The 21,085-nt window shown below is 71.6% G+C and carries 20 protein-coding genes; 10 read left to right on the forward strand and 10 right to left on the reverse strand.

The window, feature by feature from the left end:
* Positions 1 to 24: 24 nt before the first annotated feature.
* Together JNB62_RS09030 and JNB62_RS09035 are read right to left on the reverse strand one after the other, a co-directional pair.
* Positions 25 to 1,335 carry an AAA family ATPase gene (locus tag JNB62_RS09030; protein WP_220300531.1) on the reverse strand — a complete coding sequence of 437 codons (1,311 nt, stop codon included), beginning with the start codon at positions 1,333 to 1,335 and terminating at the stop codon, positions 25 to 27.
* On the reverse strand, positions 1,332 to 1,964 hold the full coding sequence (locus JNB62_RS09035; RefSeq protein WP_220300532.1) for a hypothetical protein: 633 nt from the start codon (positions 1,962 to 1,964) through the stop codon (positions 1,332 to 1,334). Before JNB62_RS09035 ends, JNB62_RS09030 begins: the two co-directional genes overlap by 4 nt.
* Before the next feature lie 98 nt (positions 1,965 to 2,062).
* On the opposite strand from JNB62_RS09035, the gene JNB62_RS09040 reads away from it, so the two are divergent.
* Positions 2,063 to 2,344: a helix-turn-helix domain-containing protein gene (locus JNB62_RS09040; protein ID WP_220300533.1), complete on the forward strand. Its 282-nt coding sequence runs from the start codon at positions 2,063 to 2,065 to the stop codon at positions 2,342 to 2,344.
* Positions 2,345 to 2,359: 15 nt separating this feature from the next.
* Here the strand turns inward: JNB62_RS09040 and JNB62_RS09045 are convergent, their stop codons facing one another.
* A complete protein-coding gene (locus JNB62_RS09045) occupies positions 2,360 to 2,968 on the reverse strand; it encodes a hypothetical protein (RefSeq protein WP_220300534.1) in 609 nt (202 codons plus the stop codon).
* Positions 2,969 to 3,101: 133 nt separating this feature from the next.
* Between JNB62_RS09045 and JNB62_RS09050 the strand changes: the two genes are divergently transcribed.
* Entirely contained in the window at positions 3,102 to 3,548 is a 447-nt protein-coding gene (locus JNB62_RS09050; protein WP_220300535.1) for an Rv3235 family protein, read from the forward strand.
* A 61-nt stretch (positions 3,549 to 3,609) separates the two neighbouring features.
* Here the strand turns inward: JNB62_RS09050 and JNB62_RS09055 are convergent, their stop codons facing one another.
* The 3 genes from JNB62_RS09055 to secA form a co-directional block, all read right to left on the reverse strand.
* A complete protein-coding gene (locus tag JNB62_RS09055) occupies positions 3,610 to 3,960 on the reverse strand; it encodes a hypothetical protein (protein ID WP_220300536.1) in 351 nt (116 codons plus the stop codon).
* 74 nt (positions 3,961 to 4,034) lie between these two features.
* A complete protein-coding gene (locus JNB62_RS09060; protein WP_220300537.1) occupies positions 4,035 to 5,261 on the reverse strand; it encodes a pyridoxal phosphate-dependent aminotransferase in 1,227 nt (408 codons plus the stop codon).
* Between the two features lie 134 nt (positions 5,262 to 5,395).
* Positions 5,396 to 8,230, reverse strand: coding sequence for a preprotein translocase subunit SecA (gene secA / locus JNB62_RS09065; protein WP_220300538.1), 2,835 nt, complete (start codon positions 8,228 to 8,230; stop codon positions 5,396 to 5,398).
* A 234-nt stretch (positions 8,231 to 8,464) separates the two neighbouring features.
* Here secA and JNB62_RS09070 point away from each other — a divergent pair, with 234 nt between their 5' ends.
* From JNB62_RS09070 to JNB62_RS09095, 6 genes are all read left to right on the forward strand, one after another.
* Complete coding sequence (locus JNB62_RS09070) at positions 8,465 to 9,394, forward strand: efflux RND transporter periplasmic adaptor subunit (RefSeq protein WP_220300539.1); 930 nt, start codon at positions 8,465 to 8,467, stop codon at positions 9,392 to 9,394.
* On the forward strand, positions 9,391 to 10,380 hold the full coding sequence (locus tag JNB62_RS09075; protein WP_308291764.1) for an ABC transporter ATP-binding protein: 990 nt from the start codon (positions 9,391 to 9,393) through the stop codon (positions 10,378 to 10,380). The genes JNB62_RS09070 and JNB62_RS09075 overlap by 4 nt, the downstream gene beginning before the upstream one ends.
* The gene (locus JNB62_RS09080) at positions 10,377 to 11,588 is read left to right on the forward strand and encodes an ABC transporter permease (protein ID WP_220300540.1); all 1,212 of its coding nucleotides are present in this window, start codon (positions 10,377 to 10,379) and stop codon (positions 11,586 to 11,588) included. Before JNB62_RS09075 ends, JNB62_RS09080 begins: the two co-directional genes overlap by 4 nt.
* Positions 11,589 to 11,643: 55 nt before the next feature.
* The gene (locus tag JNB62_RS09085; protein WP_220300541.1) at positions 11,644 to 12,282 is read left to right on the forward strand and encodes a PadR family transcriptional regulator; all 639 of its coding nucleotides are present in this window, start codon (positions 11,644 to 11,646) and stop codon (positions 12,280 to 12,282) included.
* Positions 12,283 to 12,427: 145 nt separating this feature from the next.
* Entirely contained in the window at positions 12,428 to 14,269 is a 1,842-nt protein-coding gene (locus JNB62_RS09090; RefSeq protein WP_220300582.1) for a DEAD/DEAH box helicase, read from the forward strand.
* A gap of 322 nt (positions 14,270 to 14,591) precedes the next feature.
* Positions 14,592 to 15,950 carry a hypothetical protein gene (locus JNB62_RS09095; protein ID WP_220300542.1) on the forward strand — a complete coding sequence of 453 codons (1,359 nt, stop codon included), beginning with the start codon at positions 14,592 to 14,594 and terminating at the stop codon, positions 15,948 to 15,950.
* A 253-nt stretch (positions 15,951 to 16,203) separates the two neighbouring features.
* On the opposite strand, the gene JNB62_RS09100 is transcribed toward JNB62_RS09095, so the two are convergent.
* Positions 16,204 to 16,677 (reverse strand): DUF1772 domain-containing protein, encoded by a 474-nt coding sequence (locus JNB62_RS09100; protein WP_220300543.1) that lies wholly within the window; start codon positions 16,675 to 16,677, stop codon positions 16,204 to 16,206.
* A gap of 52 nt (positions 16,678 to 16,729) precedes the next feature.
* On the opposite strand from JNB62_RS09100, the gene JNB62_RS09105 reads away from it, so the two are divergent.
* Entirely contained in the window at positions 16,730 to 17,299 is a 570-nt protein-coding gene (locus tag JNB62_RS09105) for a TetR/AcrR family transcriptional regulator (RefSeq protein WP_220300544.1), read from the forward strand.
* 203 nt (positions 17,300 to 17,502) lie between these two features.
* Here the strand turns inward: JNB62_RS09105 and JNB62_RS09110 are convergent, their stop codons facing one another.
* Positions 17,503 to 18,714 carry an amidohydrolase family protein gene (locus tag JNB62_RS09110; RefSeq protein WP_220300545.1) on the reverse strand — a complete coding sequence of 404 codons (1,212 nt, stop codon included), beginning with the start codon at positions 18,712 to 18,714 and terminating at the stop codon, positions 17,503 to 17,505.
* A 144-nt stretch (positions 18,715 to 18,858) separates the two neighbouring features.
* Between JNB62_RS09110 and JNB62_RS09115 the strand changes: the two genes are divergently transcribed.
* Positions 18,859 to 19,536 (forward strand): GntR family transcriptional regulator, encoded by a 678-nt coding sequence (locus tag JNB62_RS09115; RefSeq protein WP_220300546.1) that lies wholly within the window; start codon positions 18,859 to 18,861, stop codon positions 19,534 to 19,536.
* A 77-nt stretch (positions 19,537 to 19,613) separates the two neighbouring features.
* Here JNB62_RS09115 and hpf read toward each other — a convergent pair whose 3' ends face one another.
* The gene (hpf, locus tag JNB62_RS09120; RefSeq protein ID WP_220300547.1) at positions 19,614 to 20,273 is read right to left on the reverse strand and encodes a ribosome hibernation-promoting factor, HPF/YfiA family; all 660 of its coding nucleotides are present in this window, start codon (positions 20,271 to 20,273) and stop codon (positions 19,614 to 19,616) included.
* A gap of 89 nt (positions 20,274 to 20,362) precedes the next feature.
* Entirely contained in the window at positions 20,363 to 21,076 is a 714-nt protein-coding gene (locus JNB62_RS09125) for a ComF family protein (RefSeq protein WP_220300548.1), read from the reverse strand.
* Positions 21,077 to 21,085 lie beyond the last annotated feature (9 nt).

Here is a 21,085-nt window from a genome sequence, read left to right on the forward strand (position 1 = left end):
GCACCTAAGCCTAGGGCTCGTGCCTCATGCGGCCGGCGCGCCGGCGCGCGACGCGACGTTCGCGTCGTCGCGGCGGGAGCGCGCAGCGCGTGCCGGCCGTCGCACCTTGCTGGCTTCGCCGTGGGCGGGCGCCGGCACCACCGCATCGCCGGCGAAGCGGCGGATGGCCAGCGTCAACGGCGACTTCGGCGCGACCTCGGCGATCGTCTGCGACGACAGCAGCGCGGCATCGGCCGACCGCGGATCCTGCGGCACGAACCAGACGCCCTCGATGCCGCCGAAGCGGTCGAGCGTGCGGCGCACCTGCCCGCGCGCGTCGATGCCCAGCGCACCGGGGCGCAGGCGGTTCGCCACGACCGCGACGCGCGTGGCGCCGATCGTCGCCCGCAGCTCGGCGTGCGCCCGCAGGAATCGTGCCACGCCGAGCGGATCCGCCGCGGCCACCGCCACGACGAGGTCGGCCGCGCGGAGCGCCGCGATCGTGGCGGCGTTGCGACGCGGGCCGTCGAGGTCGCTCACGATCTCTTCGTCCCGCTCCAGCGACGACGCGACGTCGACGACGGTGTAGTCGGCCCAGTCGCGACACGCGGCAAGCGCCGTCGTCACCCGCCGGTCGCTGAGCTCCGGCCAGCGCGAGGGTCGGTTGATGCCCGTCAGCACGTCGACGCCGGTGCGCCCGAGCGGAGTGGCGATGCGCGTGAGCTCGCGCGCGTCGAGTCCGCCCAGCTCGGCCTGCCGGCACGCGGCGGCGAACCCGGGCCCCTCGTCGGCGAGCCCGAGTGCGAGGGCGATCGACGGCGCGTGGGTGTCGGCATCCACGAGCGCGACATGGCGTCCGCCGCGCGCGAGTTCCATCGCGAGCTCGGTCGCGACCGTCGTGCGGCCTGGTGCCCCGGCCGGACCCCAGACGGCGATCACCCGAGGGCCGGCGGGCGCGGCGGCGACACGTGCGGAGTCGGGTACCGTCGACGGGCCGGCGAGCAGCACCTCCGCGACGCGCCACGGCTCCGCGTCGGCGGCGAGCGGCGCTTCGAGTCCGCACGCGGCGGCCAGGCGCTCCCCCGCTTCGTCGGCGACGAGCGGGACGATCCGCGTGCCCGCCCGGTCGCACAGCGCGACCACCGTGGGCGAGAGCGTCGTCCTGCCGACCTGGAGCACGAGCGCGTCCGCGTCGGCGAGGGCACGCAGCAGCGCCTCGGCCTCCGGCCCCAGCATCCCGTCCGCCGCAGCCAGCGCGGGTGCCGACGCCGCGAAGCGCGCGAGCACATCGACGCCCTCGCGGTGCAGTCCGTCGACGAGTGCGTCCGCGTCGTCGACGGCGACGACCGCCCTCACGATCCCGCTCCGAGCGTGGGCACGATCGAGAGCGCCGACTCGTCCGCCATCGCCGCGAGCGTCGCCGACACGTCGTCGCGCGGGATGACCAGCTCCAGCGCGGCCGCGCCGCCGCCGATCATCGAATCGTCGCGCGTCACCGAGACGACGGTGGCGTCGGCGACGAGAATGCGCGGCTCGTCGTACGCTCCGTGCTCGAGCAGCGGCGCCGCCCAGACCTCCACGACCGTGCCCGCCTCGACCGATGCCGGGACGTCGACGGCGCTGCGCACCACGACGCTCGTCGTGCGCGCGTCCGCGGCATCGCCGACCGAGGTCGCGGGCACCAGCTCGCCCGCCTCGATCGTGCGCGTCGCGACGGCTGCGTCGCCGAGGTCGCCCGCGCCGACATAGGTGTCCGCGACGGCGCCGAGCGCCACGTCGACCACCTTGACGTCGCCCGCGGCGATGGGCTCGCCCGGAACGATCGTGTGCGCCGCGGCGTACACGGGCACCGTCTGCCGCGCCGCCGCGACCACGAGCCACACGCCCGCCACGGAGGCGACGACGAGGAGGATGCCGAGGAAGAACCTGGTGTCGCCCCAAAAGGCGCGGCGCGGCGTTCGGAGGGGTTCGCTGGCGACGGTCATGAGAACATCGTCGCCGACTCGCGCGAAACGCGTCGGGCGTTATCCACAGGGCGCTCGGCGCCCGGCCCGCACCGGATCCGCGGGGCCATAATGGGGGCATGTCAGATGACCCGACGTCCGACGTGCGTCTTCTCGCCCCCGCTCAGGTGGGCGAGGTGCTCGGCGTCTCGGTCGACGAGGTCATGGCGCTCATCCTGGACGGCCGACTCCGCGGCATGCGGGTCGGATCCCCCGCCCGCTGGCGGGTCGACGCCGCGAGCGTCACCGACTACCTGGACGACCAGGTCGAAGAGGCGCGGCGCATCGCGCTGTGGCGGCAGTCGCAGACGGCGAGCTTCCCCGAGCTGTGGGGCAGCGGGATCGTCCGCAACGGCGACTGACGCCCCGCAACGGCCTCAGGGCAGCGTGGGAGCCTCGTCCGCGCGCACCCAGGCGACCGCCGCGAACGGCACGATGCGGTGGCCCGTGACGGCGTCCGCGCGTCGGGGAGCACCAGGATCGTGAAGCGCGAGGTCGAGGTGATCGGCGCCGGCGCGGTCGATCGTCCCGGTGAGGAGGCGGCCGTTCGTGAGGTGCACGGCCACGCCCGCACGCCTGCGCACGAGATCGCGCAGCACGAAGCCGAAAGTGAGGCGTTCGGTCAGCGGGGAACGCGGCGGAGCAGCCCGCGCGGTGCGCAGCAGGTCGGCGTGCGGCATCCCGATCGCGAGGATCGCGGCGAACGGCGCGACGACCGCACCGGGCGGCCCTTCGGCCGGCGCCAGCGCGACCCAGTCCGCGCCGACCCCGGTCACGGTGGCGCGCAGAGCGGTGCCGTCGACGAGATCGAAGGATGCCGTCGCGACCGCCGCCCCGTCGCGCCCTGCGAGCAGCGTGAGGCGCTCGGCCAGCAGCACGCGCGAGAGCCGCAGCCGCTCGGCCTCGGTGTCGAGCGCGGCACGCTCCGCCTCCCATTCGGAGGCGAGCTGATCTTCGAGATCGTCGAAGAACCGGTCCCAGCGCACGGAGCGAGCGTAGGGCAAATCGGCTCTGATCGGCCTCGAGTTATCCACAGATCTCCGTGAAGGGATTTTCCTGAGAGTTCCCCGTGTGTTGTACTAGCCCCCAAGACATCCCCCACTGTCGAGATAGGCACCCATGGCAACGACGCCCGCGGGCAGCGCCCGCGCACTCTCTCATCCGCTGTCCTCGCGCAGCGCGCAGCTCTCGGAGTTCTTCGCGCCGCAGCACACGCCGTCGACCGAGCTGCCCTCACCCGAGCCGTTCCTGCGCAATCTCGCGCTCGGGGTCCTCGAGGTCTTCGCGGGCGTGCGCGAGGTCGAGCAGCTTGCGCGCTGGCTCACCGAAGACGCGTACCGCAAGCTCGTCGTCCGGACGAACCTGGCCACCCGCGCGCGCAACGCACGCGGCGTGCCCGCGCGCCGGCCTGTGCACACCGTGATGTCGGTGCACGAGTCGTCGCCGGCCGACGGCATCGTCGAAGCGGTCGTCGTGGTGCGCGGCCCCGCCCGCACCCGCGCGCTGGCGGTGCGCCTGGAGGGTCGCGACGGCCGCTGGCGCGCGACCTCCCTCGCGCTGCTCTGACCTGCAGGCCGCGGCGGACGGGCCGGTCCCGACGATGTGACCGGCCCGGCCGTCGGCGTTGTCAGTCGTCCTGGTCGATCAACTCGAGCAGAGACTTCAGGGCATCACGGATCTCGTCGTGCCCGTACTGGCCCGCGCGGCTCTCTCCCGAGATGACTCCTGCGCGATGGACGCGCCGGAAGTCCCCGAACGGGAACGAGTAGGCCTGCTTGGTCTCGCGATCCTCCGAGCGGTCCACGCCCAGGTGCCAGTGCGAGTACTCGGTCCACCCATCGCGCTCGATGAACGCGTTCTCCTCTTCGGCGGTGGGGGCCGCCTCCGACCAGTCGTCCCGCTCGTCGCGGACCACCTTTCCGTCACGGATCAGCGCCCGCGCATGGCGGAGCGCCGGCTGATTCAGTTCGATGGACATGCCGCGAGGCTACGTCTGGTCGGACCGCGCCGGGCAGGGGGTTGACGGATGCCGCGGGCCGCGGCATCCCTCCCTCACTGCTTGTACGACGACAGGAAGTTGCCCAGGCGCTCGACCGCCTCGGTGAGCACCCGCGCCTCGGGAAGCGTGACGATGCGGAGGTGATCGGGCGTCGGCCAGTTGAAGCCCGTGCCCTGCACGAGGAGCACATGCTCGGCCACGAGGAAGTCGTACACGAGCTTGGCGTCGTCGTGGATGTCGTACACCTCGGGATCGAGGCGCGGGAACGCGTAGAGCGCACCCTGCGGCTTCAGGCAGCTCACACCGGGGATGCGCTCGAGCGCCTCCCACGCGGCATCCCGCTGCTCGAGCAGCCGCCCCTCCGGCGCGATCAGCGCGTCGATCGACTGCACGCCCGACAGCGCCGCCTGCACGGCGTGCTGGGCCGGCACGTTGGGGCACAGGCGCGTGGACGCGAGCAGCTGGATGCCCTCGAGGAAGCCCGCGGCATGCGACTTGGGGCCGGTGATCACGAGCCAGCCCGACCGGTACCCGGCCACGCGATAGGTCTTGGACAGCCCGTTGAACGTCAGGCACAGCAGATCGGGAGCCAGCGTGGCCAGCGGCACGTGCTGAGCCCCGTCGTACAGGATGCGGTCGTAGATCTCGTCCGAGAGCAGCAGCAGCGAGTTCTCGCGCGCGATCTCGACGATGCCCTCGAGCACCTCACGCGTGTAGACGGCGCCGGTGGGGTTGTTGGGGTTGATCACGACGATCGCCTTGGTGCGGGGCGTGATCTTCTCGCGGATGTCGTCCAGCGAGGGCTGCCAGCCGTCGTCGGGGTCGCAGCGATAGTGCACCGGCGTGCCGCCGGCGAGGCTCGTCATGGCGGTCCACAGCGGGTAGTCGGGCGCCGGGATCAGCACCTCGTCACCCTCGTCCAGGAGCGCCTGCATCGTCATGGTGATGAGCTCGGACACGCCGTTGCCGAGATACACGTCGTCGGGGTCGAACTGCGGGAAGCCGGGCACCTGCTCGTAGCGCGAGACGACCGCGCGCCGCGCCGACATGATGCCCCGGCTGTCGCTGTACCCATGCGCGTTCGGGATGGCCTCGATCATGTCGCGCACGATCTGGAAGGGCGCCTCGAACCCGAACACCGCCGGGTTGCCGGTGTTGAGCTTGAGGATCGTGTGGCCCTCGTCCTCGAGCCGGTCTGCCTCTGCCAGTGCCGCGCCACGGATCTCGTAGAGAACGTTCTGGAGCTTGCTCGACTGGTCGAGGGGGCGGAGGCGATTCATCGCTTCAGGATATCCGCGGCGCCTCAGTGCCAATGAACCAGAGGTGGCCCGGCCCGCACCACCCCACCGAGGGGCGGCGGCGGGGAGGAGAAGCGGATGCCGCGGCCCGGTGCGGGCCGCGGCATCCACGTCGCCTACTTCTTGCGCTGCTCGGCGGCGCGGCGCTGGGCGCGGTTGAGCGGCGGCTGCTCGGCGGCGGGGGCGTCCGTGCGCTGGCCGAAGGCGCCACGAGGCGCCTCGGCCGCGGGCTGCGCCTGCGGCTGGGCCGGGGTGGCGGCCGCCGCGGCGGCCGCCTGACGCAGGCGGGTCGCCGCCTGCTGCACCTGACCGCGCTCGTTGCGCACCTCGACCTCGCCGGCGTCGTTGGACGCCGTGTACTGCAGACGCTGCGCGTCGACGGACGGCGCGGACGACAGGCCCTTGGCCTCGACCTGGGTGACCTGCTCGGCGTCGCCCTCGCCCTGGCGGCGCACCTCGACCTCGAGGTTGTAGAGGTAGCCGACCGACTCCTCCTTGATCTGCCCCATCATGGCCTGGAACATCTGGTAGCCCTCGCGCTGGTACTCGATGAGCGGGTCGCGCTGGGCCATCGCGCGCAGGCCGATGCCGTCCTTGAGGTAGTCCATCTCGTAGAGGTGGTCGCGCCAGCGGCGGTCGAGCACCTGGAGCACGACGCGACGCTCGAGCTCGCGCGTCGCGGCCTCGCCGAGGGTCGCCTCACGCTTCTCGTAGGCGATGCGGGCGTCCGAGAGGATTTCGCGCTTGAGGCCGTCGGCGGTGATGCCGCCCTTGCGCCCGGCCGCCTCGGCCACCACCTCGTCGATGGTCACGCCCACCGGGTACAGGGTCTTGAGCTCTGTCCACAGCGCGTCGAAGTCCCAGCTCTCGTTGTGACCCGACCCGGTGTGGTCGTCGATCACGGCGCCGATCGCATCCTCGATGAAGTGCTGCACGCGGTCCGCGATGTCGTCGCCCTGCAGGATGTGCCGGCGGTCGGAGTAGATCGCCTCGCGCTGGCGGTTCAGGACGTCGTCGTACTTGAGGACGTTCTTGCGGATCTCGGCGTTGCGCGCCTCGACCTGGCTCTGCGCGGACTTGATCGCGCGCGTGACCATGCCGGACTCGATCGCGACGTCGTCGGGGAAGTTCGTTCGCGCGATGATGGCCTCTGCGGCACCCGACTGGAACAGGCGCATGAGGTCGTCGGTGAGCGACAGGTAGAAGCGGCTCTCGCCGGGGTCGCCCTGACGGCCCGAGCGACCGCGCAGCTGGTTGTCGATGCGGCGCGACTCGTGCCGCTCGGTGCCGAGCACGTAGAGGCCGCCGGCCTCGACGACCTGCGTCGCCTCGCCCGCGACGCGGTTGCGCACCTCTTCGTAGACGGCGTCCCACTCGGCCTCGTACTCTTCGGGCGTCTCAACCGGGTCGAGGCCCTTGGCCTTCATCTCCTGTACGGCGAGGAACTCGGCGTTGCCGCCGAGCATGATGTCGGTGCCGCGGCCCGCCATGTTGGTCGCCACCGTGACGGCGCCCAGGCGTCCCGCACGGGCCACGATCTCGGCCTCGCGCGCGTGGTTCTTCGCGTTCAGGACCTCGTGCTTGATGCCCTTCTTCGCCAGCAGGCGCGACAGGTACTCGCTCTTCTCGACGCTGACGGTGCCGACGAGCACCGGCTGACCGCTCTCGTGGCGTCGCGCGATGTCTTCGACGACCTGGGCGAACTTCGCCGTCTCGTTCTTGTAGACGAGGTCGGGCTGGTCCTTGCGGATCATCGGCTTGTTCGTCGGGATGGGCACCACGCCGAGCTGGTACGTCGACATGAACTCGGCCGCCTCGGTCTCGGCGGTACCCGTCATGCCGGCGAGCTTGTCGTACAGGCGGAAGTAGTTCTGCAGCGTGACGGTGGCGAGCGTCTGGTTCTCGGCCTTGACCGGCACGCCCTCCTTCGCCTCGATGGCCTGGTGGATGCCCTCGTTGTAGCGCCGGCCGACCAGGATGCGGCCGGTGTGCTCGTCGACGATCATGACCTCGTCGTTCATGACGACGTAGTCGGTGTCGCGCTTGAACAGCGCGAGCGCCTTGATCGAGTTGTTGAGGAACGAGATGAGCGGCGTGTTGGCCGACTCGTAGAGGTTGTCGATGCCGAGGTAGTCCTCGACCTTCTCAATGCCGGGCTCGAGGACGCCGATGGTGCGCTTCTTCTCGTCGACCTCGTAGTCGACACCCGCCTCGAGCGTCTTGGCGATCTTCGCGAACTCGACGAACCAGCGGTTCGCCTCGCCCGACGACGGGCCCGAGATGATGAGCGGCGTGCGCGCCTCGTCGATGAGGATCGAGTCGACCTCGTCGACGATCGCGTAGAAGTGACCGCGCTGCACGAGGTCCTCCTTGCGCCACGCCATGTTGTCGCGCAGGTAGTCGAAGCCGAACTCGTTGTTCGTGCCGTACGTGATGTCGGCATTGTACTGCTCGCGGCGCACCTCGGGCGTCTGCCCGGCGACGATCGTTCCGGTCGTCATGCCGAGGGCACGGTAGATGCGACCCATCAGCTCGGACTGGTACGAGGCGAGGAAGTCGTTGACGGTGACGACGTGCACGCCCTCGCCGGCGATGGCGTTGAGGTAGACCGGGAACGCGCCGGTGAGCGTCTTGCCCTCACCGGTCTTCATCTCGGCGATGTTGCCGAGGTGCAGTGCGGCACCGCCCATGATCTGCACGTCGTACGCGCGCTGGCCGAGCGTCCGCTTGGCGGCCTCGCGCACGGCGGCGAACGCCTCGGGCATGAGCTGGTCGAGGGTCTCGCCCGCCTGGTAGCGGGCCCGCAGCTCGGCGGTCTCGCCGCGGAGCTCCTCGTCGGTGAGCTGCTCGTAGTCCTCTTCGAGGGCGCCGACGGCCTTCACGACCTGCTGGAGCCGGCGCAGGACGCGACCCTCACCGGCGCGAAGCAGTTTCTCGAGGGGGTTGGCCACGGAGTGTCTCCATCTTCAGGAAGTCGAGTGCGGCACGCTGGCGCCGCTGCCACCCGGGCCCCCAGGGCCCAGGCATACCTGCCTATGTTATCCACCCGTGACCTTGGCGTGCGCTGGATGCGCTGACCGTGTGGATGCCGCGGAACACGGGCTCGCGGCATCCCTCGTCTGCATTCCCGGTATGTATATACTCGGTCACTACATACTGGGTATACCCCGACGGAGAGGTACGACATGGTGGTCTGGCGTCGATGGATCTTCCCGATCCTGATGGTGATCGTGCTGGGGGCAGGAGCCATCGCCCTCGTGAAGATCGCGTTCTTCCCCGACCAGGCGCCCGCCGCCGCGTTGGAGCCGAGTGCGCAGATCGCCGATCCCGTGGTCGCCGTCGAGCGCGGCGAGGTCGCCAACGAGCTGAGCCTCACCGGGACGATCGCGCGGGATGCCGCCTACCCGATCCGCTCGGGCGTCGACGGTCTCGTCACGTCGGTCGACGTCGGCGAGGGCCAGACCGTCGCGGCAGGGCAGAAGCTCTTCACGATCAAGCAGACCGACCCCGTCAAGAACATCGACGTGGTCGCCCCCGAGGCCGGGGAGGTCACCGAGCTCGCGATCGTCAAGGGTCAGCCGGCGACGATCGGCGGCGAGCTCGTGAAGCTCACCCCGGCGCGGTACCACGTGCAGGCCACGGTCGAGCCGGTGCAGCTCTACCGCCTGCTCAACGCGCCCACCGAGGCCGCCGTCACGATCCAGGGCGGCCCGGCGCCATTCACGTGCACGGCCCTCAAGGTCGCGGTCGCCGAGGACGGAACGACCACCGTCACGTGCGCCGTGCCCGCCGACCAGACGGTGTTCGCCGGGCTGCAGGCGCAGCTCGACATCGATCTCGGCACCGTGTCGGACGTGCTCGTCGTGCCGACGACAGCCGTCAAGGGCGGCGCGGGCACCGGCGTGGTGTGGGTCGACGCCGGGACCGGCGAGCTGGAGGAGCGCGACGTGTCGCTCGGCGTGAGCGACGGCACGACCGTCGAGGTGACGGCCGGCGTCGAAGAGGGCGAGCAGGTGCGCCAGTTCGTGCCTGGGCTCGCCGCCGGCAACGAGCCGGTCTGTTACGACGACGGCATGGGCGGCGAGTACTGCGAGCCGGCGGGGTGGAACTGGTGAGCCTCGTCCGCCTCGAAGGCGTCGCGAAGCACGTCATTCTGCCCGACGACTCGCGGCTCGACATCCTGCGCGACATCGACCTCGCGATCGCCGCCGGCGACCACGTGGCGATCGTCGGACGCAGCGGGTCGGGCAAGTCCACCCTGCTGAACCTCATGGGCATGCTCGACCGCCCGTCCGAGGGCGCGGTGTGGTTCCGGGGCGACCCGGTGCGCCGGATGCGCAAGGGCAAGCTCGACAAGCTGCGCGGACGCAACGTGGGGTTCGTGTTCCAGCAGTTCAACCTGCTCGCCGGGCGCACGGCGCTCGAGAACGTCGCGATGCCCCTCGGCTACGCGTCCGGCCGGGACTTCTGGAACCGTCGCCGCACCGCGACGGCGATGCTGGAGCGCGTCGGCCTCGGGCACCGCATCGAGTCCACGCCCGAGCAGCTGTCGGGCGGCGAGCAGCAGCGCGTCGCCATCGCGCGCGCCCTCGTGCGCCGACCGGCCCTGATCCTCGCCGACGAGCCCACCGGCGCCCTCGACGTCGAGACGGGCGGCAGCGTCATGGCGCTGCTCGACGAGATCGCCTCCGAGGCCGACGCCGCCCTCGTCACGATCACCCACGACCTCCACGTCGCCGCCCGCGCCCGCCGCCACTATCGCCTCGACGCCGGCGTGCTCACCCCGTTCGACCTGTCGGCGCCGGCAGCAGGAGCTGCGGCTGCCGCCGCCTACGACCGCATCGACCTCGCGCCCGAGCTCGCCGAGAGCGTGAGCGCTCCGGGCTCGGGAGGGCGGGTGGATGCCGCCACCGCGGCGGATGCGACGACGTCGGCGCCGGTCGCCGGGGCCGCCGAACCCGACGCGACCACGGCTGTCTCGACCGAGGCCGACGGGGCCGCGCGGGTCGCGGCATCCACTCCCCCGTCGGCCGACGGAACCGCGCCCGAAGACCGGACAGCGCCCGAGGACGAGCCCGAAGCGGTGGAGGTGGCCTCGTGACGGGCCTGATCGGCGCTCTCGGCGAGGCGTGGTCGGAGCTGCGGCACCACAAGCTGCGGGTGCTGCTGAGCCTCATCGGCATCGCGGTGTCGGTCGGAGCCCTGACCGCGGTGGTCGCGCTCAGCGAGTACCAGCAGCAGCAGATGGCCGAGCAGTCCGACCAGAGCGGCGGGCGCCCGGCGACCGTGTCGGTGTCGGCGATGCGCAGTGACGGCGCGCCGATGGACTGGGAGGCGTTCGACGCGCACGTGCACGACGTGTCGGAGCGGTACTCGTTCTCGCACCTGACGCGCATCGTCAACCCGGTGACAGCCCAGGTGCAGACGCCCGAGCAGGTGCAGACGCTCAACCTGCGCCTGGTCGACCCGGCGTACCCGATCATCCACCGCACTCCCCTGCTCGAGGGCCGCTGGTTCGATGAGTCCGACGCCGAGCTGCTCGCCCCGCCCGTGGTGATCACGGAGGCGCTGTGGGACGTCTACGGCCGGCCCGACCTCGCCGCCGGGTTCGCGCTGCCGCTGACCGGCGACGTCGCCGGCTCGTACCCGGTGATCGGCGTGACCCCTCGCGTGTACGACGGCGACACCGAGAAGCTCGCCACCATGCTGTACGACTCGTACACCGCGCGCGTCGACGCCCTGCCCGCCGACACCTCGGTGACGTGGGAGGTGTGGATGCCCGAGGAGGGCGTCGCCGACGTCGGGCCCGTCCTGGCGATGGACCTGCGAGCGGGCGTCGACAAGAGCGTCGAGGTGATGGTGTCGCGCACCGACTGGGCGTCGCGCCCGGAGGCGAAGAGCTCGGCGGCCATGTTCGAGCTCATCACCGGGGCGATCGCGGGTCTCGTGCTGCTGCTCGGCGGCCTCGGCCTCGTGAACATCCAGCTCGTGGCGATGCGCCAGCGCATCCGCGAGATCGGCGTGCGCCGCAGCTTCGGCGCGACCGGCGGCCGCATCTTCACCTCGGTGCTGCTGGAGAGCGTCGTGGCCACCGCGGTGGCGGGCGTGATCGGCATCGCCCTGGCCGTCGCGATCCTCAAGGCCCCGTTCGTGCTCGACATGTTCCAGGGGATGCAGGACATCCCGCCGTTCCCGATGCGGGCGGCCGTCACCGGACTCGTCGCCGCCGTCGCGATCGGTGCGCTCGCCGGCTTCATCCCCGCACTCATGGCTGTGAGGTCCAACGTCATCGACGCACTCCGCTTCTGACACCCGTCTGCGCTCCAGCCCGGGCGCAGCCGCACTCCGTCCCGAAGGAGATCCCATGTCCGTCCGCCAGAGCCTGCTGGCCATCCTCGATCAGGGCCCGTGCTACGGGTATCAGCTGCGCGCCGAGTTCGACCGGCGCACCGGATCCACCTGGCCGCTCAACGTCGGCCAGATCTACAACACGCTCGACCGCCTCGAACGCGACGGCCTCGTCGAGAAGGACGACGTCGACGAGCACGGCCATGTGTACTGGCAGATCACCGACGCGGGCCGCGACGAGGTGCGTTCGTGGCTGGACTCGCCGGTCGAGCGGGGCCAGGGCACGCGCGACGAGCTCGCCATCAAGCTGGCGGTCGCCGCCACCCTGCCCGGCGTCGAGGTCGGCGAGATCATCCAGACGCAGCGGCGTGCGTCGGTCGCGAAGCTGCAGGAGCTCCAGCGAGCGAAGTACGACGGCGACGGCGCCGGTGGCGCTGCCGGAACGACCGTCGGCCCCGAAGAGCTGGCGTGGTCGCTCGTCGTCGACTCGATGATCTTCGCGGCCGAGGCCGAGGTGCGCTGGCTCGACCACTCCGAGGAGCGCCTGGCGATGCATCCCGACCACGCCATGGCGCTGTCGCTGTCGACCGAGAAGCCCAAGCGGGGGCGTCCGACGAAGGCCGAGGCCTCGCACTCCGCCCGCACCGCACTCTGACGAGGGGTGGATGCCGCGGCCCGCGGCCGTCCGAAGGGGCCGGGCTTGCGGCATCCTGTCGTCTCCCAGGCGGCCCCCGCTACGCTTAACTGTGCACACGAACGCCGACCAGATCGAAGACGAGGCTCAGACCGAGCCCGCAGCGATGACCTTCTCAGACCTCGGGCTCAGCGCGCCCGTCCTCAAGGCGCTGAAGGACATCGGCTACGAGACCCCTTCGGCGATCCAGGCGGCGACCATCCCGACGCTCCTCGGCGGGCGCGACGTCGTGGGCATGGCGCAGACCGGAACGGGCAAGACCGCCGCGTTCGCGCTGCCGATCATCGACCGGCTCGACCTGTCGCAGAAGGCCCCGCAGGCGCTCGTCCTCGCCCCCACGCGCGAGCTCGCGCTGCAGGTGTGCGAGGCGTTCGAGAAGTACGCGGCGCATCTGAAGGACGTGCACATCCTTCCCGTCTACGGCGGGCAGGGCTACGGCGTGCAGCTGTCGGCGCTGCGTCGCGGCGTGCACATCGTCGTCGGCACACCCGGCCGCATCATCGACCACCTCGAGAAGGGCACGCTCGACCTGTCGGAGCTGCAGTACCTCGTGCTCGACGAGGCCGACGAGATGCTCAAGATGGGCTTCGCCGAGGACGTCGAGACGATCCTCGCCGAGACCCCCGACACCAAGCAGGTCGCGCTGTTCTCGGCCACAATGCCGGCGCAGATCCGCCGCATGTCGAAGCAGTACCTGCACGATCCCGAAGAGATCACCGTCAAGGCCAAGACGCAGACGTCGGCCAACATCACGCAGCGCTACCTCATCAGCGCGTGGCAGCAGAAGATGGACGCCCTGACGCGCATCCTCGAGGTCGAGAACTTCGACGGCATGATCGTCTTCGGCCGCACCCGCAGCGTCACCGAAGAGATCGCAGAGAAGCTGCGCGCCCGCGGCTACTCCGCCGCCGCCATCAACGGCGACATCGCCCAGCCGCAGCGCGAGAAGACGGTCAACCAGCTGAAGTCGGGCAAGCTCGACATCCTCGTCGCGACCGACGTCGCCGCACGCGGCCTCGACGTGGAGCGCGTGTCGCACGTCATCAACTACGACATCCCGACCGACGCCGAGTCGTACGTCCACCGCATCGGGCGCACCGGCCGTGCCGGCCGCTCGGGCGACGCGATCAGCTTCGTGACGCCCCGTGAGCGCGGCCTCGTCAAGATGATCGAGCGCGCCACGCGCCAGGAGCTCACCGAGATGGCGCTGCCGAGCGTCGACGAGGTCAACGTGACCCGCCTGTCGCGCTTCGACGACCGCATCACGGCCGCCCTCGACGAGAGCGCCCGGATCGAGGCGTTCCGCGACATCATCGCCCACTACGTGCGCCACCACGATGTGCCCGAGGTCGACGTGGCCGCAGCGCTCGCCGTCGTCGCGCAGGGCGAGACACCCCTGCTGCTGGAGCCCGACCCCGAGCCCGCGCCGCGCCGCGAGCGCCCGGACCGCGGCGACCGCCCGGACCGCGGGGACCGCTTCGAGCGTGGCGACCGCCCCGAGCGCCGCACGCCGCGCGAGGGCTTCGCGACGTATCGCATCAACGTCGGAAAGCGCCAGCGCGTCGAGCCCCGCCAGATCGTCGGCGCGCTCGCGAACGAGGGCGGCCTGCGCCGCGACGACTTCGGCGCGATCAAGATCATGCCGGACTTCTCGCTGGTCGAGCTCCCCGCCGAACTCCCCCAGGGCGCCCTGGACCGCCTCGCCGACACGCGGATCTCCGGTCAGCTCATCGAGCTCCGGCTCGACTCCGGGCGCCCGCAGCGTCGAGCGGATGCCACCGGCCGCGGCCGCCGCGACGACCGGGGTTCGGGCGACCGGGGCGGCTACGGCGGCCGGGGCTCGTACGGCGACTCCGGCTCGCGCGGCTCCTACCGTGACTCGGGGTCGAAGGGCTCGTACCGCGACTCGGGCGACCGCAAGCCGCGTCACAAACGCGACGCCGGCTGAGGCATCCACTCTCCATCCGCGCCGCGCGCTCAGCGTGTGCCGCCCCTCGTCGACATCGGCAGAATCGGATCCGCGTCTGCGGACCGGGCCGACGACACGCCGACGGCTGCCCCCGTGCAGCGGCGTGTCGCGCCCGGCGTCCGCACACGCGGATCCGATTCCGTGCCGGCGGGAGAATGGATGCCGCCGGCCGAGGCCTGCGGCGCGCGCGAGGTGGCGGCATCCACTCTTCGAAGGGTGGATCGAGACGCTGTGCGCGAACAATCCCCAGGGACGGGGCTGCGCCTCAGCCCGCTCCCAGCCGCGCCCGTAGGATCGATCCATGGCCGGATTCTGGGGCAGACGCAAGCGCGAGCAAGAAGAGCTGACCGCACAGGACGCGGATCTCGCGCGCCGTGCGCAGCAGGCGCTGGTGGCCGCAGACGAGCGCATCCGCACGACGACCGACGAGCTCGCGTTCGCCGAGGCCGAGCTGGGCCCGGGGGCCACGAAGGACCTCCGCGAGGCGCTGGAGTCTGTGCGCACGCATCTGCAGGAGGCCTTCCAGCTCCACCAGCTGAACCACGACGACATCCCCGACACTCCCGAAGAGCTGCGCACCCGCAACGCCCGCATCGTGCAGCTGTGCGAGTGGGCCGAAGATCTGCTCGACGACCGCACCGAGGCGCTCGCGGCGCCGATCGAGCGCGCGCGCCGCGCTTCCGAGATCATCGCGAAGATCCGGGCGGATGCCGCCCGCCTGCGCCTCGCGCTGCCCGATGCCCGCGCGACCGTCGACCGCCTGTCGGCGCGGTACGCGGCGAATGCGCTCGCCCAGATCGACGCCAACCCGGCAGAGGCGGAGCAGCTGCTCGGGTTCGCGGAGCACAGCGCCGGCGTCGCCGAGCGGCGTCGCGAGGCCGGGCAGCGCGAGCAGGCGAGCATGGCGCTGGAGGCATCCATCGAGTCCGTGCGCCGGGCCGAGAAGCTGATCGAGGCGGTCGAGACCTTCGAGGTCGAGGCGCTGCGGGCGGAGTCGACGCTCGCCGCGATCGTGGAGGACTCGCGGGGCGACCTCGTCGTGGCCCTCAAAGAGCCCGCGACGCCCGCCGTCAGCGCGGCGATCGAGGAGCTTCAGGCCGCGCTGGCCGCGCTTCCTGCCGGCGGCGTCAACACCGACCCGTTCGAGCAGCTCACCCGGCTGCGCGAGGCGAACGCGGGGCTGGACGCCGCGATCGCCGCGGCCCGCGAGCGTGCCGCCCGTCCGATCCCGCCGCTCGAGCACGTGCGCCACGCGATCGACGACGCCGACCGGCAGCTCGCCGTGACGCGCGACGTCATCGCCGGGCACCGCGGCTGGATCGGCGCCGACGCGCGCACGCGCCTCGCCGAGGCCGAGCGTGTGCGTGCCGACCTCGACCGCCTGCTCGGCACGTCGGCCGCAGCGGTCACCGCGATCGACGAGGACCACCGCGAGGAGGCGTTCGCCATGGCCCGTCGCGCGGCGTTCCTCGCGAGCGAGGCGCTCCAGCTCGCGCAGCGCGACATCGACAACGCCCGCCCGCAGCCCGACCAATGGGGTGGTCCCGGGTACGGCCAGCGCGGCGGCTACGGCGGCCGCGGCAACGGCGGCTCCGACGTCATGGGCGGCATCCTCGGCGGACTCGTCATCGGCAGCCTGCTCGACGGATTCTTCGACTGACCGCGGCCGCCGGCATCCCCTCGTCTTGATCTGCGGCGGCTTCGCCCTGACGCGGTCCTCAGTTGAGGATCGCTGCTGATCTGCCGACGCATCTGCCGTTGCGAGCTCCGCAGCTCGGCCCTGGTCCTCAGTTGAGGACGCGCACCCTGCGCCTCCCCAACTGCCAGGCCCGGCACGGCATGCGAGCCGGAATGGGGATGCCTCGGCCCGGCGCCGAGCGCAGGGTCGAGGCATCCGCTGCCCGTCGCGCTCGTCAGCCGAGGAGGATCGTCGCGCACAGGAGCAGGATGGCCAGTCCGAGGAGGACGCCGCGCAGCGGGATGATCGACTCCCAGCGGGCTTGAAGGGCCCGGGCGTCCGTCGGCACCTCGTCGGCGAGAGCGGCCGCCGTCAGCACCTTGTTGATCGGCGCCGAGATGCGGGCGAAGAGCGTCAGCCACACGAGCAGCAGCAGCAGCGCGACCACAGACAGGACGGCGGTGACCGCCGTGCCCCACAAGAGCGAGAGTCCGGCGGTCGCCGCGGTCAGGACGGTGCCGGAGATGCCGACGACCGGGAACCGCCGGTCGCCGTAGTAGTGGCCGCGGCCGGTGACCTGCACGAGGATGCGGTCGTCGAGCTCGGCGTAGACGGGACGCTGTACGACGGCGGACGCGACGTCCGTGCCGTAGATGACGGCGAGCGCGAGGATCGCGAGGGTGGCGGTGGCGCCGATGACGAGGTCCATGGAGTCTCCAAGTGTTATCACTGCTAACAGTTAGCGGTGCTAACATAGCGACATGCCCCGAACCGCGCAAGAGCAGGAGCGATTCCACGAGCGAGAAGTGCGCATCCTCGACAGCGCGCGCGAGATCGCCGAACGTGAGGGCTGGTCGGCCGTCACCGTGCGCCGGCTGTCGGACGCCGTCGGCGTGAGCCAGCCGATCCTCTACCGGCACTTCCCCGGCGGGCGCGACGACATCGTCGCGCAGGTCGTCGTACAGGGATACACCGAGCTCGCCGAGGTCATGCGCTCCCCCGCGGCGGAGGGGCCCGACGAGGCGCTCCCGCGGCTGATCGCCGTCTACCTGCGCTTCGCGCGCGAGCACCCTGCCGTGTACGAGGCGATGTCGGCGGCCCGCACGAGCGTCGCCTTCGCGTCGAACGACACCCCCGCGGTGCTGCGCGAGGGCTTTGCGATGCTCGAGCACGCCGTGGGCGGCTCCGACGACCGGGACCGCGCCGTGCGCGCCGAGCTTCTGTGGAGCATGCTCCACGGCGCCAGCCAGTTCGCCGCGCACGGCCGCCTCGACCACGCGCTCGACGACGTGCGCGAGGCGGCGATGGCGCGCCTGTTCGAGCGGGCCTGACCGGGCCCGCACGCGGTCAGGCCCGGTGAGCCTCGGTCAGGCCGGGTGAGCCTCCGTCACGCCGCGGCTGCGACCATCAGCATCCACTCTCCGCCCAGGACGTGCGTCGTCGCCGAGGACGCATGTCATCGACGGCGAGGACGTGAGTGCTCGACGAGGACGTGCGTCGTCGGCGCGGGGCGTGAGGGCGCCGGACCCGGCGCTCAGACGCCGACGACCTGCAGGCGGTCGGCGACGACGCGGCCGTCGTGCAGGACGGTGCGGTCGGTGCCGCGGTCCATGACGGCGCTCGTCGGGGTCTCGCCGTCGACGAGCACCAGGTCGGCGCGGTCGCCGACGGCAACCCCGGGACGGTCGCCGACGCCTGCGACGCGGGGCGAGGAGTGACTCATGATCGAGGCGCCGCCCATCGTGGCCACGGCGAGCGCGAGCTCGACGTGGTCGTCGCGGCGGAAGCCGTTGACGAACGCCAGCTGCCACGTGCGGTCCAGCATGTCGCAGTTGCCGTAGGGGCTCCAGTAATCGCGCTGACCGTCCTCGCCGAGGCCCACGCGCACTCCAGCCTCGGCGAGGTCGACGAGGCGCAGGTGGTTCGAGGTGGACGGGGCGATCGTCGCCATTGCGATGTCGAGCTCGGCGAACTCGTCGATGAGGCGCCGGCTCGTCGCCTCCGACACCGACCCCAGATCGTACGCGTGCGACATCGTCACCTTGCCCTGCATGCCGAGGGCGCGCGTGCGCTCCAGCACGAGCTCAGTGCTGAAGACGCCGAGCGCGCCGGGCTCGTGAAGGTGGATGTCGACCTCGACCTGGTACTTCTCGGCCAGGCCGAACACGATGTCGAGGTGCCTGACCGGGTCGCGGTCGAGCTGACAGGGGTCGATGCCGCCCATGACGTCGGCGCCCTGCTTGAGCGACTCCTCGAGGTAGACGACCGTGCCATCCTCGCGCAGGATGCCGGCCTGCGGGAACGTCATGACCTGCACGTCGGCGTGGTCGTGGAACTTCTCCTTCGCCGCCATCACCGAGTCGAACTTCTCGAGCTTGCAGTCGACGTCGACCTGCGCGTACGTGCGCACGCGGGTCGTTCCCCGGGCGATCATGCGCTCGAGCGTCCCCGCGACGATCTCGGCGTGCGGCACGTCGGTGTTCCGCCAGTTGGCACGGTCGTTGAGCATCATTCCCCACACGCCGGGCGCTCCCGTGTGAGGACGGAAGGGCAGACCGATGCGCGATGAGTCCAGATGCACGTGGACGTCGCTGAACGACGGCAGCAGCAGGCGGCCTCGTCCATCGACGTCGGTCTGCCCCACGACCGCGGTGGCGTCGTGCGGGCGGACCTCGGCGATGCGGTCCCCGTCGATCACGATGTCCGACGCGTCGCCACCCCACGGTCGCACGTTCCGAATGATCACGCCTGGTTCCCTCCGACGAACAGTGGATGCCGCCTCCCGGCGACGCAGCTCGCTTATGGTATACCAGATCGCGATAGTTCACCTGCGAGCCCGCAGAACGACGCGAGTTCGCCGACGCTGGGATACCAGCATGAGGAGATCACGATGTCGGACCTCACCCGCACCGTCGAGGCGCAGGCAGAGGCACTCGCCGACGGCGTGTACGGAGCGCTGCTGCGCGACATCGTGGCCGATGAGCTGCGACCGGGCACCTGGCTCAAGGAACGCGACCTCTCGGAGCGCTACGGTGTCTCGCGCGTGCCCGTGCGGCAGGCGCTGCACCGGCTCGAATCCGAGGGCTTCGTCCAGACGGCGCCGCGCCGCGGCGCCGTCGTGTCGCCCGTCACGGGCGCCGACATCGAGGAGCTCTTCGACGCCCGCCTGTGCATCGAGCCGTTCGCCTCGCGCCAGGCGGCGCTGCGCGTCGCGGCCGGTGCGCCGGCGAGGCGCTTGGGCGACGTGCTGGCGGCGTCCGAGGCGAGCTTCGCCGAGGGGGCCGACCTCGACGGCATCGCGCTGAACCTGCGCTTCCACGCAGAAGTGCTCGCACTGTCGGGCAACTCGCTCCTCGCGCGCAGTCTGCAGCCGATGCTCGGGCGCATGGAGTGGATCTTCCGCCGCACGAGCCGCACCGGCGAGCCCGATCAGCTTCGCGAGCACCGCGCCCTGTACGACGCGATCCTCTCGGGCGACGGCCAGCTGGCCGCGGCCGTCGCGTACGCGCACATCGAGCGCGGACGTCGGCCCGCGCTCGAGGCACTCGGGCCGATGCCCGCGCCCTGAGCCCCGGCATCCCTCCCCCGATACGCGCGTCGGGCGCGACCTGACGGCCGCGCCCGACGGAGGAGTGCCGATGCCGGCTACGAGGCGAGCTCTTCGGGCTGCGCCTGCGTGGTCAGCGAGATGACGCCGTAGTCCCAGCCCTTGCGGCGGTAGACGACGCTCGGGTGGTCGGTGCGCGCATCGATGAACAGGAAGAAGTCGTGGCCGACGAGCTCCATGCGATCGACGGCCTCTTCGACCGACATCCACTCGGGCTGGAACTCCTTCGTGCGGATGACGACGGGCGTGTACCCCTCTTCTTCCTCGTTGCCGGTGACGATCGGGATCTCGCCGGTCGCGACGGCACGGAGGACGTCGGCGGATGCCGGCTGCAGATCGATCCCCTGGATCGCGCCGCTGCCCTTCTCGAACTTGGCACCGCGCGGGTGGTTGCGTGCGTCGACGCGCTTGTCTTTCGCGCGGCGCAGCTGTTCGCACAGCTTGTCGACCGCGAGGTCCAATGCGGTGAACTTGTCGCCGTCGGTGGCTTCGGCGCGGACGATCGGTCCCTTGCCGTCGACAGTGAGCTCGACGGTCTCGTCACCGGGACGCCCGTTGCGATAGGCGCGGTGGGTGACCTTGATGTCCACACGCTGCGCGCGCGGAGCGAGGGTCCCGATGCGGGTGGCCTTCTCTTCGACGACCGAGCGGAAGCGATCCGAAATGCCCACTCCCACGCCGACGATGCTGGTTTCCATCCCCTGACCTCCTTGTTCCGGTCCACCCGGCCAAGGGCGGACCTTCAGTCGCCTTGTGCCCCCCACGGTAGTCGGGCGTTCCGGGTCTGTCACCTGTGAGTTTGGAACGTGTCCGGTCGGTGTTCACTGAACCGTGCAAGACGCCGGGGCGTCGCAGCGACGGTCGCCGCGCCGACCACCTCCGCGCCCGCCGACCGCAGGGCGCGGGCCGCCTCGGCGAGGCTTGCGCCCGTCGTCACGACGTCGTCGACCAGCACGACGCGCCGCCCCGAGAGGTCGCCGGTGGCGACGAGGCTGCCCTCGACGTTGCGTCGACGGGCGTCCCTGTCGAGTCCGCGCTGATCGCCGGTGCGACGGACGTGGCGCAGCAGCCGGGCCGCGCGGCGCCCGGTGCGGCGCACGAGCAGCTCGGGCACGCGGAATCCGCGCCGCCGGTACGCCGCGCGCGACGTCGGCATCGCGACGAGGATCACGCCGGCGGGCTCGGCGTGCCCGCGCACCGCGCTCTCGAGCGCCGCGCCGAGCGCCGGGGCCAGCGCCCGAGCGAGGCCGGTGCGGCCGTCCTGCTTGATCGCGCGCAGCACGCGGGCGGCGACGCCGTCGAACGCGAGCCCGCTCCACACCGCGAGGGCCCCGCCCGGCGCGTCGACGAGCTGACGCCGCGGCGCGGGCGCGAGGGCCAGGACGCACCGTTCGCACAGCGCGACGTCCGGTTCGTCGCAGCCCGCGCACGACACCGGCAGCAGGAGGGCGAGGGCGTCCGCGCACGCGGACCGCAAGGCGAGCAGCAAGGGGGACGGCATGCGCCCAGC

Source organism: Microbacterium jejuense, assembly GCF_019511665.1.
GTDB lineage: Bacteria > Actinomycetota > Actinomycetes > Actinomycetales > Microbacteriaceae > Microbacterium > Microbacterium jejuense_A.

Excerpts from the sequence above, each read along its gene's own strand:
- JNB62_RS09035 (WP_220300532.1), bottom strand. The coding sequence starts at position 1,964 with ATGACCGTCGCCAGCGAACCCCTCCGAACGCCGCGCCGCGCCTTTTGG.
- JNB62_RS09040 (WP_220300533.1), top strand. The coding sequence starts at position 2,063 with ATGTCAGATGACCCGACGTCCGACGTGCGTCTTCTCGCCCCCGCTCAG.
- JNB62_RS09050 (WP_220300535.1), top strand. The coding sequence starts at position 3,102 with ATGGCAACGACGCCCGCGGGCAGCGCCCGCGCACTCTCTCATCCGCTG.
- JNB62_RS09055 (WP_220300536.1), bottom strand. The coding sequence starts at position 3,960 with ATGTCCATCGAACTGAATCAGCCGGCGCTCCGCCATGCGCGGGCGCTG.
- JNB62_RS09060 (WP_220300537.1), bottom strand. The coding sequence starts at position 5,261 with ATGAATCGCCTCCGCCCCCTCGACCAGTCGAGCAAGCTCCAGAACGTT.
- JNB62_RS09070 (WP_220300539.1), top strand. The coding sequence starts at position 8,465 with ATGGTGGTCTGGCGTCGATGGATCTTCCCGATCCTGATGGTGATCGTG.
- JNB62_RS09085 (WP_220300541.1), top strand. The coding sequence starts at position 11,644 with ATGTCCGTCCGCCAGAGCCTGCTGGCCATCCTCGATCAGGGCCCGTGC.
- JNB62_RS09090 (WP_220300582.1), top strand. The coding sequence starts at position 12,428 with ATGACCTTCTCAGACCTCGGGCTCAGCGCGCCCGTCCTCAAGGCGCTG.
- JNB62_RS09095 (WP_220300542.1), top strand. The coding sequence starts at position 14,592 with ATGGCCGGATTCTGGGGCAGACGCAAGCGCGAGCAAGAAGAGCTGACC.
- JNB62_RS09100 (WP_220300543.1), bottom strand. The coding sequence starts at position 16,677 with ATGGACCTCGTCATCGGCGCCACCGCCACCCTCGCGATCCTCGCGCTC.
- JNB62_RS09105 (WP_220300544.1), top strand. The coding sequence starts at position 16,730 with ATGCCCCGAACCGCGCAAGAGCAGGAGCGATTCCACGAGCGAGAAGTG.
- JNB62_RS09115 (WP_220300546.1), top strand. The coding sequence starts at position 18,859 with ATGTCGGACCTCACCCGCACCGTCGAGGCGCAGGCAGAGGCACTCGCC.
- hpf (WP_220300547.1), bottom strand. The coding sequence starts at position 20,273 with ATGGAAACCAGCATCGTCGGCGTGGGAGTGGGCATTTCGGATCGCTTC.
- JNB62_RS09125 (WP_220300548.1), bottom strand. The coding sequence starts at position 21,076 with ATGCCGTCCCCCTTGCTGCTCGCCTTGCGGTCCGCGTGCGCGGACGCC.